The organism is Actinokineospora sp. UV203 (genome assembly GCF_056323665.1).
On record NZ_CM150484.1, the window covers coordinates 1,901,463 to 1,913,120 of the forward strand.

At 69.2% G+C, this 11,658-nt stretch carries 13 protein-coding genes; 9 read left to right on the forward strand and 4 right to left on the reverse strand.

Annotation, left to right across the window (positions count from 1 at the left end; all coding sequences use genetic code 11):
• The first annotated feature begins 5 nt into the window (after window positions 1-5).
• Window positions 6-197, forward strand: coding sequence for a DUF397 domain-containing protein (locus ACUZ2Y_RS08655; RefSeq protein ID WP_476328679.1), 192 nt, complete (start codon window positions 6-8; stop codon window positions 195-197).
• On the opposite strand, the gene ACUZ2Y_RS08660 is transcribed toward ACUZ2Y_RS08655, so the two are convergent.
• Window positions 160-414, reverse strand: coding sequence for a hypothetical protein (locus ACUZ2Y_RS08660; protein ID WP_476328681.1), 255 nt, complete (start codon window positions 412-414; stop codon window positions 160-162). The genes ACUZ2Y_RS08655 and ACUZ2Y_RS08660 overlap by 38 nt on opposite strands.
• A 111-nt stretch (window positions 415-525) precedes the next feature.
• On the opposite strand from ACUZ2Y_RS08660, the gene ACUZ2Y_RS08665 reads away from it, so the two are divergent.
• The 8 genes from ACUZ2Y_RS08665 to ACUZ2Y_RS08700 all read left to right on the forward strand — a co-directional run bounded on the left by ACUZ2Y_RS08665 (window position 526) and on the right by ACUZ2Y_RS08700 (window position 9,356).
• Complete coding sequence (locus ACUZ2Y_RS08665; RefSeq protein ID WP_476328683.1) at window positions 526-1,035, forward strand: hypothetical protein; 510 nt, start codon at window positions 526-528, stop codon at window positions 1,033-1,035.
• A gap of 206 nt (window positions 1,036-1,241) precedes the next feature.
• Complete coding sequence (locus tag ACUZ2Y_RS08670) at window positions 1,242-3,437, forward strand: xanthine dehydrogenase family protein molybdopterin-binding subunit (protein WP_476328685.1); 2,196 nt, start codon at window positions 1,242-1,244, stop codon at window positions 3,435-3,437.
• Between the two features lie 10 nt (window positions 3,438-3,447).
• Window positions 3,448-3,909 carry a (2Fe-2S)-binding protein gene (locus ACUZ2Y_RS08675; protein WP_091374921.1) on the forward strand — a complete coding sequence of 154 codons (462 nt, stop codon included), beginning with the start codon at window positions 3,448-3,450 and terminating at the stop codon, window positions 3,907-3,909.
• Window positions 3,910-3,946: 37 nt separating this feature from the next.
• The gene (locus ACUZ2Y_RS08680; RefSeq protein WP_476328687.1) at window positions 3,947-4,777 is read left to right on the forward strand and encodes a metallophosphoesterase family protein; all 831 of its coding nucleotides are present in this window, start codon (window positions 3,947-3,949) and stop codon (window positions 4,775-4,777) included.
• A 165-nt stretch (window positions 4,778-4,942) separates the two neighbouring features.
• Complete coding sequence (locus ACUZ2Y_RS08685) at window positions 4,943-5,419, forward strand: hypothetical protein (RefSeq protein ID WP_476328689.1); 477 nt, start codon at window positions 4,943-4,945, stop codon at window positions 5,417-5,419.
• A gap of 204 nt (window positions 5,420-5,623) precedes the next feature.
• Window positions 5,624-8,125, forward strand: coding sequence for a DEAD/DEAH box helicase (locus ACUZ2Y_RS08690; RefSeq protein ID WP_476328691.1), 2,502 nt, complete (start codon window positions 5,624-5,626; stop codon window positions 8,123-8,125).
• A 12-nt stretch (window positions 8,126-8,137) separates the two neighbouring features.
• Entirely contained in the window at window positions 8,138-8,542 is a 405-nt protein-coding gene (locus ACUZ2Y_RS08695; protein ID WP_476328693.1) for a pentapeptide repeat-containing protein, read from the forward strand.
• Window positions 8,529-9,356: an NUDIX hydrolase gene (locus ACUZ2Y_RS08700; protein ID WP_476328695.1), complete on the forward strand. Its 828-nt coding sequence runs from the start codon at window positions 8,529-8,531 to the stop codon at window positions 9,354-9,356. The genes ACUZ2Y_RS08695 and ACUZ2Y_RS08700 overlap by 14 nt, the downstream gene beginning before the upstream one ends.
• A 3-nt stretch (window positions 9,357-9,359) precedes the next feature.
• Here the strand turns inward: ACUZ2Y_RS08700 and ACUZ2Y_RS08705 are convergent, their stop codons facing one another.
• From ACUZ2Y_RS08705 to ACUZ2Y_RS08715, 3 genes are all read right to left on the reverse strand, one after another.
• A complete protein-coding gene (locus tag ACUZ2Y_RS08705) occupies window positions 9,360-10,106 on the reverse strand; it encodes a hypothetical protein (RefSeq protein ID WP_476328697.1) in 747 nt (248 codons plus the stop codon).
• Window positions 10,107-10,184: 78 nt separating this feature from the next.
• Window positions 10,185-10,730, reverse strand: a complete 546-nt coding sequence (locus tag ACUZ2Y_RS08710) for a superoxide dismutase (RefSeq protein ID WP_476328699.1) — start codon at window positions 10,728-10,730, stop codon at window positions 10,185-10,187.
• Window positions 10,731-10,804: 74 nt separating this feature from the next.
• The gene (locus ACUZ2Y_RS08715; RefSeq protein WP_476328701.1) at window positions 10,805-11,290 is read right to left on the reverse strand and encodes an FxsA family protein; all 486 of its coding nucleotides are present in this window, start codon (window positions 11,288-11,290) and stop codon (window positions 10,805-10,807) included.
• Window positions 11,291-11,658 lie beyond the last annotated feature (368 nt).

An 11,658-nucleotide genomic window follows, 5' to 3' on the forward strand; every position in this document is an offset into this window, starting at 1 on the left:
ACACCATGCACGGAGAGTGGCGCAAGTCGAGCTTCAGCAATCACCAGCAGGACTGTGTCGAGGTCGCCTACTCGGCGGTGGCTCGGGTGCGTGATTCCAAGAACCCCACGGCGGGCACGCTGACTCTCCCCGCCTCCTCGTGGTCCCCGAAGCGGCTGGTCACCATGACGGCCGATACGGCGGAATCGGCACCTTGACCGTGTCCCCGGGCGTCCACTCGTCGGCCGCCTGGTCGATCAGGAAGTGCCACCCTTTGCGAGAGCGGCACTTCTCGAAGACCCCACCGGCAAGCCTGAACCCGTGCGCCATTCGCTCGGCCGCCATCTTCACCAGCCGCGGCGTGTTCTCGCACTCCACGCACACCGGCGCGGTCTGATAGGTCGGGCTCGCCACCAACTCGCCGCGTCTCCTCATCTGCCCGATTGTCCCGGCGTCAAGATCCCCCAGCCACGACGATCACTCGAACGACAGAACCCGATTCCGGCCACCCTCCCGGCGATCTAAGATCATCGCTGGAGGGATGCCATGCCCACGGAGTTCTGGCCCGCGTGGATCTCGTTCGCCGCCGCGCTCATCCAGACCACGGCCGCGATCATCCAGGTCACCCAGGGCCGCCGAGGGTCCACCGCGATCGGACCCGGCGTCAGCACTGGAGTTCGATTCGGCCTCGCCGCGCTGGTGCTGGAACTCGGCGGGTGGCTGGTCGCCCGCGCCCTCGACACCGGTCCCTCATGGGTGGGTCTGGCCGCGTTCGCCCCGGCCATCGCGCTCGGGGCCGCCGCCTTCCTCCAGTGCCTGTACGACCTCTTCACCACTCGCCCGACACCCGAACGACCTCGGCCCGTCAACGCACCGCTCGACCCGAACCACCTGGGCATGGCGCAGCGGGTGATGGACGACCGGCAGCGGGAGTACGAGCGCGAACTCCGCGAGTCCCGGCTGACCGGCGCTCAGGCCCTCTCGCTCATGCTCGGCGCCGCCGCCGGGCTCGCTGTCACCTACACCTCGATCTTCCTCGCCGGGCCGCCGCACTGACTGTTCCCCAAGCCAGGCCCCGGTTCGGTGACCATGGCGGCGTGGATGGGTGCCGTTCGTCCCGCCCATCCGACCGTTCGTCAATCACGCACCAAGACACCGCCACCAGTTGTTGAAGGTGCACACACCTTCTGCCTAAAGTGCCCTGAGTCACACCCCCGGTCGGCCTAGACCATCCCCCCACTTGGTCCAGACGGAAGGTTCCGATGGGCACACCAACCAGGCGCCAGGTTCTGGCGTTCCTCGTCGCCGCTCCCACGCTGACCATCGCGGTGAATCTCGCCGGTGACGAACCGACGGCCGGGGCCGCCGTGCCGACGCCGCCGGCCCCCGCCGACCTGATGGACCTGGGCGAGCTCCTCATCCTCGCCGCCGCCCCCACCTCGAACATGCTGATCCTGACCGTCGAGCCCGACGGCACGGTGATGCTGCGGCTGCCGCGCGAGGAAGTCGGGCAGGGCATCACCACGGCCACCGCCATGCTGGTCGCCGAGGAGATGGACGTGCCGCTCTCGCAGGTGCGGGTCCGCCTCGACGACGCGCGGCCCGAGTTGCTGTTCAACCAGCTCACCGGTGGTTCCAACACCATCCGCGCGGTCTACGAGCCGGTCCGGCGGGCCGCCGCGGCCGCGCGGGCCCGGCTGGTCGCCGCAGCGGCGGCCCGGTGGGACACGGAGGCGTCGAGCCTGCGGACGAAGGCGGGCGAGGTGGTCTCGCTCGACGGGCTGCACGTCAGCTTCGGCGAACTGGCCGTGGAAGCGGCCGACACGGCGCTGTCCGTCGGGTCACCCGCGCTCAAGCCGGAGTCGGAGTTCACCCTCATCGGCACGGCGACCTCGCGCATCGACGCCCGTGCGATGGTCACCGGGCAGCAGCAGTACACCCTGGACCTCGACGTGCCGGGCGCACTGCCGACCATGGTGCGCAGGCCGCCGTCGATCAACGGCACGGTCAGGTCCGTGGACAACGCCGCCGCGGTGCGCGCGATGCCCGGCGTCGTGGACGTCGCGGTCGTGCGGACCGGTGTCGCCGTCGCCGCCGAGACCTTCGGGCAGGCACTCGACGCGACGCGCGCGCTCAAGGTCACCTGGAACGCGGGCACGGTCGACGCCGAGTCCGACGCGACGATCAAGAAGAAGCTGCGGGCCGCCGCGCTGCCGTTCGTGGTGCCGCCGCTGCTGACCCAGTACGTCGAAGCCGAGTTCGACTTCGCCTTCGCCAGCCACGCGCCGCTGGAGACGAACTCCGCGATCGCCGACGTGCGGCCCGACCGCGCCGAGATCTGGGCCGGTCTCAAATCCCCGATCGTCGCCCAGCAGACCATCGCCCAGGAGCTGGGGCTGCCGCAGGACAGCGTCAAGGTCCACGTGGTGCAGGGCGGAGGTTCGTTCGGCCGCAAACTGTTCTTCGACTCCGCCTTGGAGGCCTCGCACATCTCGAAGGCCATGGGTAGGCCCGTGAAACTCATGTGGAGCCGGATCGACGACATGCGCCACGGCCGCGCCCGCGCGGCCAGCCACCACAAGATCCGCGCGACCTTCGCGCTGGGCAACGTGCTCACCTTCGAGCACCGCGTCGCGAGCGTGGAGACCGACTTCCGCCACGGCCTCGGCGAGATCCTCACCGCGACGGCGGCGAACCTCCCAATCGGCGGCAATCTCAGCTTCGCGCAGACGGTCTTCCTCACGACCATCAAGTCGCCGTACAACTTCGGTGTCACCACACAGCTTCTCAACGAAGTGCCGCTGAAGATGCACACCGGCAGCTGGCGCTCGGTCTACTCGGCGAACACCCGCGGGGCCGAGGAAATCATGGTCGACGAGCTGGCCCGCAAACTCGGGAAGGACCCGGTCGCGTTCCGCCGCGAGTTCCTCAAGACCGACAAGCAGCGCGCCGTGCTGAACAAGGTCGCCACGGAAGGCAAGTGGGGCATGAGCCTGCCCGCCGGGTTCGCCCAGGGCGTCGGGTTCCACGAGGAGTACAAGTCGTGCACCGCGTGCCTGGTCACGATCGACGCCCGCGACAGGAAGAGCCCGCGCGTGGTGAAGGCCGTGATCGCCGCCGACTACGGCAGGCCGATCAACCCGCGCGGCCTGGAGTCGCAGCTGCTCGGCGGGCTCACCGACGCGATCTCCACGACGCTGCGCGCCGGTCTGCACCTGGACCGGGGACTGCCGCTGGAGGGCAGCTACTCGCAGTTCCACTACGCCCGGCAGAAGGACTCCCCCACCGACGTCAAGATCTTCATCATGCCGCCGAACGGCGAGCCCGGCGGCGCGGGCGAACTCGGTGTCCCCGCGGCGGTCGGCGCCATCGCGAACGCGTACGCACGCGCGACCGGCATCGCGCCACGCAGCTTCCCGATCAACTTCCCGGTCGACTTCGAACCGTTCCCGCGCTAAGGAGAACCCGTTGCCCAACTACACCTTCTCCGTGAACGGCAAGACGGTCACCGTCGACGCGCCCGCCGACCTGCCGCTGCTGTGGGCGCTGCGCGACAAGCTGGGTGTCAAGGGGCCGAAGTACGGCTGTGGGATCGACGTCTGCAAGGCGTGCACCAGCCACCTCAACGGCAAAGCCGTGAACCCGTGTGTCGTGCCCGTGGCCGACGCGGCGGGCAAGGAGGTCACGACCATCGAGGGCCTGGCCGACGGCGACGTGCTGCACCCGGTGCAGCAGGCGTGGCTGGAGCAGGACGTCGCGCAGTGCGGCTACTGCCAGCCCGGTCAGATCATGGCGGCGGTGGCGCTGCTCAAGCGGACCAAGAAGCCCACCGACGCCGACATCGACGCCATCGAGAACGTGTGCCGCTGCGGGTCGTACTTCCGGGTCCGCAAGGCGATCAAGCGGGCGGCGGAGCTGATGGGCGGGTGAGATCACCGGTGTCGGGCGCTCATGCGAGTATCGAGGCGTGGGCTCACTCCTGGCGATCAGCGATCTGCACATCACCTACGCGGACAACCGCGCGATCGTGGAAGGGCTGCGGCCCGAGTCCGCGGACGACTGGCTGATCGTCGCGGGCGACGTCGCCGACCAGGTGCCCGACATCGAGTGGGCGCTCGGGCAGCTGGCCGAGCGGTTCGCCAAGGTGATCTGGGCGCCCGGCAACCACGAACTGTGGACCGTCGGCGCCGATCCGGTTCAGGCCCGCGGTGTCGCTCGGTACGAGGCGCTGGTGGAGATGTGCCGCGGCCTCGGGGTCGTGACCCCGGAAGACCCGTACGAGCGGTGGGACGGCGAGGGCGGTCCGGTCCTGGTGGCCCCGCTGTTCATCGGCTACGACTACACCTTCCACGCGCCGGGGTGCTCCTCCAAGGAGGAGTCGCTGGCCTACGCCCACGAGACCGGCGTCGTCTGCACCGACGAGGTCTACCTGCACCCCGACCCGTACCCGACCCGAGACGAATGGTGCCGCGCGCGGGTGGCGCTGACCGAGCCCCGCCTCGCCGAGTGCGACCTTCCCCTGGTGCTGGTGAACCACTACCCGCTGGTGCGCGAACCCACCCGGATCCTGCACTACCCCGAGTTCGCCCAGTGGTGCGGAACGGAACTGACCGCCGACTGGCACACCCGCTTCCCCACCGCCGCGATGGTCTACGGGCACCTGCACATCCCGCGGATCACCCACCACGACGGCGTCCTCTTCCAGGAAGTGTCACTCGGCTACCCGAGAGAGTGGCGCCGACACGGTCACCCACACGGGATCCTTCGGCGCATCCTGCCTGCGTCCATTCGCGTGTAGACCGGGCTGACCTGCCGATTGGCGACTCATCAGGCGAACGTTATGCCTTACTGAGATGGGTGACGGGGGCCACCATCACTCATTCTGATGAACAGAAGTCGACGTTCGGACCAACCACGCCACAGGAGGCGCACCCGACCCGTCGACGGCGAAAGGTGGCTCGCCATGACGGCGGCGGAACTATCCGACTTGCGCGCACTGGACGGTGGAGCACAGCCGCACGCGCTCGCGTTCGAAGTGCCTGACTACCGGACCACCCTGGGCTGGCCGGTCGACGGCGACGCACTCGGCGCGTACCTCGACCTCGGCGAACACGTAGGCGGCCTGCGAATGCGCGCGGGCCTGGGCGCGGAAGTGCAGTGGTGGCTGCGGCTGCGGATGTTGGCGGGCCCCGTGCTCGCGACCCCCGGCAAGCGCACCGAGTGGACCTTCCTCACCCAGCCGATGACCGACGAACAGCGCCGCAGGCCGCTGCCCCCCGGCGTGGAGCCGGTGAACGCGCGAGTCCTGCTGCCCACTGGGCACACGGACCGCTCGGTTGCCTTCTGGGCTACTGCGCCGGACCCGGTGCACCCGGCCCTGCCGCTGTTCAGCTCCGTCGTCGGCGCTGTCCGCAGCGTCCTCTACGGGCACCGGTTCTAACCACACAGACCATCCCAGGCTGGTGCACTGTCCCGCCACGGCCAGCCTGGGATCTCCAACCCCGCGAGTCCAACGTTCAGCACAACGAGTCCAACGTTCACGACGTGCTGAACGTTGGACTCGTTGTCTTGAACGTTGGACTCGCGGGGTTGGGGTGGCCCCGCGTGTCGAGGCGGTGAGTGGACCAGGCACGATCGGAGCACCATGACGCTCACTTCGCGGCTGCCCGCCACCCCCGAACCCGACGAGCTCTTCGACGCCTTCGCCGGCTGGGCCTCCGATCAGGGTCTTTCCCTGTATCCCGCCCAGGAGGAGGCGCTCATGGAGATCGTCTCCGGGGCCAACGTCATCCTCAACACCCCCACCGGCTCCGGCAAGAGCCTGGTCGCCGCGGGGGCGCACTTCACCGCTCTCGCGCAAGGAGTCCGGAGTTTCTACACCGCGCCGATCAAGGCGTTGGTGTCGGAGAAGTTCTTCGCGTTGTGCGAGATGTTCGGCGCCGAGAACGTGGGCATGATGACCGGGGACTCCAGTGTCAACGGCAGTGCTCCGATCATCTGTTGCACCGCCGAGATCCTGGCCAATATCGCCCTGCGCGACGGCGCCGAAGCCGATGTGAGCCAGGTCGTCATGGACGAGTTCCACTTCTATGCCGAACCCGACCGTGGGTGGGCGTGGCAGATCCCGCTGCTGGAGCTGCCCAAGGTCCAGTTCATCCTCATGTCCGCGACCCTGGGCGATGTCACCCGGTTCAAGGACGACATGACGCGGCGGACCGGGCGGGACACCGCTGTGGTGACCTCCGCCGAACGACCGGTGCCGCTCTTCTACTCCTTCGGAATGACGCCGCTGACCGAGGCCCTGGATGAGTTGCTCAGCACCAACCAGGCCCCGATCTACGTCGTCCACTTCACCCAGGCCGCCGCCCTCGAACGGGCGCAGGCGCTGATGAGCATCAACGTCTGCACCAAGGAGGAGAAGGAGAAGATCGCCGCGCTGATCGGGAACTTCCGGTTCTCCTCCGGCTTCGGCAAGACGCTCTCCCGGCTCGTGCGCCACGGCATCGGGGTGCACCACGCCGGGATGCTGCCGAAGTACCGGCGGCTGGTGGAACGGTTGGCGCAGGCCGGGTTGATGAAGATCGTCTGCGGCACCGACACCCTCGGCGTGGGCATCAACGTTCCCATCCGGACAGTCGTGTTCACCTCCCTGTCCAAGTACGACGGCGTGAAGACCCGCATCCTCAAGGCCCGCGAGTTCCACCAGATCGCGGGCCGCGCGGGCCGGGCGGGCTACGACACGCTCGGGACGGTTCTCGTCCAAGCGCCCGAGCATGTGATCGACAACGAGAAGTCGCTGACGAAGATCGGCGACGACCCGAAGAAGCGCCGCAAGTTCGTGCGGAAGAAGCCGCCCGAGGGCATGGTGTCCTGGGGTCTGCCGACCTTCGAACGCCTTGTCGCAGCCGAGCCGGAGCCGCTGACCTCCAGCTTCCACGTCAGCCACTCCATGCTGCTCAACGTGATCGGCCGCCCCGGCGACGCGTTCACCGCGATGCGCAAGCTGCTGACCGACAACCACGAGGACCGCCCCGCCCAGCGCAGGCACATCCTGCGGGCCATCGCGATCTACCGGGCGCTGCTGGCCGCCGGCGTGGTGGAGAAGCTCGACGAGCCCGACGACCAGGGCCGCTCCGTCCGGCTGACCGTCGACCTGCAGTTCGACTTCGCGCTCAACCAGCCGCTTTCCCCCTTCGCGCTGGCCGCGATCGAACTGCTGGACCGCGAGTCCCCCAGCTACGCGCTCGACGTGCTGTCCGTCGTGGAGTCCACTTTGGACGACCCGCGTCAGGTTCTCTCCGCGCAGCAGCACAAAGCGCGTGGTGAGGCTGTGCAGGCGATGAAGGCCGAGGGCATCGAGTACGACCAGCGGATGGAGCTCCTGGAGACCGTCACCCACCCGAAGCCGATGGCCGAGATGCTGCTCCCGGCGTTCGACACCTACCGGCGCGGGCACCCATGGGTGGGCGACTACCAGCTCTCCCCCAAGTCCGTCGTGCGCGACATGTACGAGCGCGCGATGACCTTCACCGAGTACGTCTCCTTCTACGCCCTGACCCGTTCCGAGGGCCTGGTCCTGCGCTACCTCGCCGACGCTTTCCGCGCGGTCCGCCAGACCGTCCCGGACGACGCCAAGACCGAGGACCTCACCGACCTGATCGAGTGGCTCGGCGAGCTGGTCCGGCAGGTCGACTCCAGCCTCCTCGACGAGTGGGAGAAGCTCACCAACCCGGAGACCGGCGAGCTGGAGGACCGGGTCGACGACACCCCGCCCGCGGTCACCAAGAACACCCGCGCCTTCCGCGTCCTGGTCCGCAACGCCCTGTTCCACCGCGTCCAGCTCGCGGCCCGCCGCGACTACTACGCGCTCGGAGAACTCGACGGCGACAGCGGCTGGGACACCGAGGCCTGGGCCGACGCGCTCACCCCGTACTTCGAGACGCACAGCCAGATCGGGACCGGCCCCAACGCCCGCGGCCCGGCGCTGCTGATCATCGAGGCCGAGGCCGAGCGCTGGCTGGTCCGGCAGATCTTCGAGGACCCGGCGGGCGACCACGACTGGGGCTTCACCGCAGAGATCGACCTGGCCGCATCCGATGAGGCAGGCACAGCTGTCGTTTACGTGACCGCTGTCGGCGAACTCTGAGAAGATCCGGATATGTCTCAGAGGCCAGGCAGACTGCGCCGGTTACTGGTGCGTGTGATCAACGACGACAACGTGGATCTCTACATCCTGGCCCTGGTGGCCGTGGCGTTCACGATGTTGGGCGCCTCCGGCCTGTCGGACGTGAAGACCCTCTCCTCGGTGGTCCTCGCACTGCTCGCCTGGCTGGCCCTGAAGTTCACCCGCGGGACCACGTTCGACGAGGTGGCCTTCGCCGAGGACGCCGAGTTCGTGCGCGCGAAGTTCGGTGGGCCCGCCTGGTTCCGCAAGGAGGACGCCCGATTCGCCGACGGCGCGCACTTCGGCGGCGCGACGTTCGGGGTCACGCCGATACTGGAGCGGACAGGGTTCGCGAAGGGCGTTCCGGCCGCGTTCGAGGAGGCGCATGGCACGGGGTGACGGTGACCGGGTGGTCCGCTGCGAGCGCGGGCACATCCACTGGGGCCGCTTCGGCGCGGCGGGCCTGCTGCCGGTGCACGACGGGCACGTCCTGCTGCAGCACCGCTCGCGGTGGACACCCGGCGGCGGCACCTGGGCCCTGTTCGGCGGCGCGCGCGACAGCCACGAGAGCGCCGTCGAGGCCGCGCTGCGTGAGACCGGCGAGGAATGCACCCTCGACACGAGTCTGGTGATTCCGTTCGGCGTGATCGGGGTGGACCACGGCAACTGGTCCTACGAGACCGTGATCGGCTCCGTCGACACGATGCCTGCCGTCGAGCGCGCCTCCCGCGAGACGCGCGCCGCCGCGTGGATCCCGGTGGACGAGGTGGACCGGCTCAGCCTGTACCCGCCGTTCGCCAAGGCCTGGCCCACGCTGCGCACCGCCCTGCGCCGCCCGGTGCTGATCGTCGACGCCGCCAACGTCATGGGCGCCCGCGCCGACGGCTGGTGGAAAGACCGCGCGGGCGCCGCCGCCAGACTGCGCGACGACTTGGCGAAGGTCACGGGCTTCCCCAGGATCGCGCCGTTCGACCTCGCCTTCCCGGAGATCCTCTTCGTCACCGAGGGCGCGGCCCGCGGGATCGGCTCGGTGGACGGCATCACCGTCGTCGACGCCCCGGGCAGCGGCGACGACACCATCGTCGACATGGCCCGCGGCCGACTCGACGCGCCGTGCCTGGTGATCACCGCCGACCGGGAACTGCGCCGCCGCTGCGAGAAGGCGGACGCACAGGTCAGCGGTCCGCGGACATTGTTGGCGCTGCTCGGTTGAGGGTCAGGGTGCGCCAAGCCCGGCGAGCGCCGAAGCGGCTGTGCACGGATGGCCCTGAGGCCGCCAGACGCGACCTCCCCCCGCCACCCGGGAGCCCAGCAGGCATCCGCCGTCGCTGCCGAGGAAGGACACCCCCACGCCGCGCCGCCCGACAACAGTCAGGTCGATCGCCGGATCCCGCTTCTCGGTCTCCGGGTCGGCGAGGGTGGGAAACAGGTCCGCCCGCTGGAGCGCGGCGATCACCGCGGCCTCTTCGACTTCCGCCGGAAGGCCGGCGAGAACCGACCGCACCTGGTTGTCGAAGATCTCGGGTTTCTTCCACGACGGGTATGGCGGCGGGGTGATCGGGAGAGCGTTCTCCGTGCACGTGACCGACTCCGGCTTGTCGATGATGCCGTGGTTGTCGAAGTCCATGCGGTAGCAGGCGTTCACCTCGTCGGTCCGCCCTGCTTTGGCGTCGGTCGACGGCTGGTGGATGCGGATGACGAGACGCGCGTGCGGGTCGGCAGCGGTCGGGGCGCGCAGATCCTTCATCTCCAGCACGGCGAAGTCCGGGGTCGAGCCCAGCCTGGTGGCGAGCGCGGCGCGGGCGTAACCGGCCGCGGAGTGTTGGCGGGGCCAGCTGATCGCGTCGGCCACCGTCTTGGCCTGGCGGTCGGTCTCCGCCGTGCCCGACGTGCCTGGCGACGAGGCGCAGGACGACACCACGACGGCCGCGGCCACCGCCACGACCGTGCGAATTCGGATCATGGCGTCACGTTAGCCGGCGCCGGGGCCCTTGCCTTGAGTACTTCCACTCATCTCTCGGGCCCCGGCACACGGAGTCGCTCAGTCGTCGAGGGTGAGGCAGGCCAGGCGGGGGCCCGCGGTGCCCGCGTGGCCCGGGGCGGTGTGGGTGTGCTCGGCGTGGATGACGACGGAGTCGGCCGGGCGGTCGCCGAAGGTCCAGTCGACCTTCGCCACCGCGTGCCCGTGGCCGCGGGCGTCGGTTTCGAAGTCGAGCCAGATCTCGTTCTGCGGGTTGGCGTAGGCCGGGTCGACCGACGGGACCACCGGGTCCTTGACGTTCTGGAAGTGCGGGCCCGCGTCGGCGGGCAGCGCGCCGCAGGGCTTGACGTGCACGTGGGCGCCGTAGTGGCGGTCGGGCAGCAGGTCCTTGACGATCAGCAGCACGACCGTCTTGTCGCCCTCGGAGATCGGGACGACCGTGGCCTTGGCGCCGACGGGGACCTTGTCGGGCGCGTACGTGATCGCGGTGGCGCCCGGGCTGTAGGTCTGGAACGTGCCCGACGTGGGGCCCGCGGCGGACGCGGGGACCGTGACGGCGAGCAGCAGTGCTGCCGCCGCGGGAATCACGACAAGGGAACGACGCATGCGGCCAATCCTTCCGAGACAAGCGGCTACAGGCACGCGGGACATCGGCCTGTTCACCTGATGGAGAAGGCCGCTCAGTCGGACTCGCGCCTGCTCTCCGGGAGGAAGATAGTCGGCTGGGCGTCGGATGCGGAAGGGTGGGGATAGTCGGTGCCCGGGTCGACGACCATCGAGTCCACGATGATCGTCCGGCGCTCGCGGTTGGCCACGGCGACCTCGGCCCGGCGGATGAGCCTGCGGCGCACGATGGCGCGGGTCGGCGGGAGGAGCAGCAGGATCGCCAGGATGTCGCTGATGAAGCCGGGCAGGACCACCAGCACGCCGGCGGCCGCGACGAGCACGCCGTCGACGAGCTCGCGCTCCGGCGGGCGGCGGGCGGTGACCGCGGCCTGCAGCGCGCCGAGTGCTTTGGTGCCCTCTCGGCGCAGCAGTGCAACGCCAAGGAAGGTCGCGGCGATAAGCAGCAAGATGGTCGGCAGGATGCCGACAAGGTTGCCGACAGTGACCATCACGGTGATTTCCGCTACGACGGCGAGGAACAGCACCAACAGAATCGGCACCGCGAGTCCCTTCCCTGGAAGAATTCGGCCGGATATCTGCCCAACGTCCGAAGGCCCCGAAACGCTCCCGAAACACAGAATCGCCTGGTCAGAGCTATCATGGCGACGGAAGCCCGGCGTCAAGGGCACGTGGTGTTCGCCACGAGCTCCGTTCGGCGTATCCCGATAACGCCGAGTTCACACTATTGTCATGGAAAGCCCCAGACGATCCTGGGGCGATATCGCGTGACGACGGCGTCCACACCGGACAAGACCGCCGCACGCAGGCCGCACGACGAGGTGCGCTGCCACTCCGCACGATGAGGTGCGCTCAACCGCCCAAGCCCGGGCTATTTCCGCACGTCGCCGCACAGCACCGCGACGCACAC

Bases quoted from the DNA above. Each gene is read 5' to 3' on its own strand.
- ACUZ2Y_RS08655 (WP_476328679.1), top strand. From the start codon at position 6: ATGCACGGAGAGTGGCGCAAGTCGAGCTTCAGCAATCACCAGCAGGAC.
- ACUZ2Y_RS08660 (WP_476328681.1), bottom strand. From the start codon at position 414: ATGAGGAGACGCGGCGAGTTGGTGGCGAGCCCGACCTATCAGACCGCG.
- ACUZ2Y_RS08665 (WP_476328683.1), top strand. From the start codon at position 526: ATGCCCACGGAGTTCTGGCCCGCGTGGATCTCGTTCGCCGCCGCGCTC.
- ACUZ2Y_RS08670 (WP_476328685.1), top strand. From the start codon at position 1,242: ATGGGCACACCAACCAGGCGCCAGGTTCTGGCGTTCCTCGTCGCCGCT.
- ACUZ2Y_RS08685 (WP_476328689.1), top strand. From the start codon at position 4,943: ATGACGGCGGCGGAACTATCCGACTTGCGCGCACTGGACGGTGGAGCA.
- ACUZ2Y_RS08690 (WP_476328691.1), top strand. From the start codon at position 5,624: ATGACGCTCACTTCGCGGCTGCCCGCCACCCCCGAACCCGACGAGCTC.
- ACUZ2Y_RS08695 (WP_476328693.1), top strand. From the start codon at position 8,138: ATGTCTCAGAGGCCAGGCAGACTGCGCCGGTTACTGGTGCGTGTGATC.
- ACUZ2Y_RS08700 (WP_476328695.1), top strand. From the start codon at position 8,529: ATGGCACGGGGTGACGGTGACCGGGTGGTCCGCTGCGAGCGCGGGCAC.
- ACUZ2Y_RS08705 (WP_476328697.1), bottom strand. From the start codon at position 10,106: ATGATCCGAATTCGCACGGTCGTGGCGGTGGCCGCGGCCGTCGTGGTG.
- ACUZ2Y_RS08710 (WP_476328699.1), bottom strand. From the start codon at position 10,730: ATGCGTCGTTCCCTTGTCGTGATTCCCGCGGCGGCAGCACTGCTGCTC.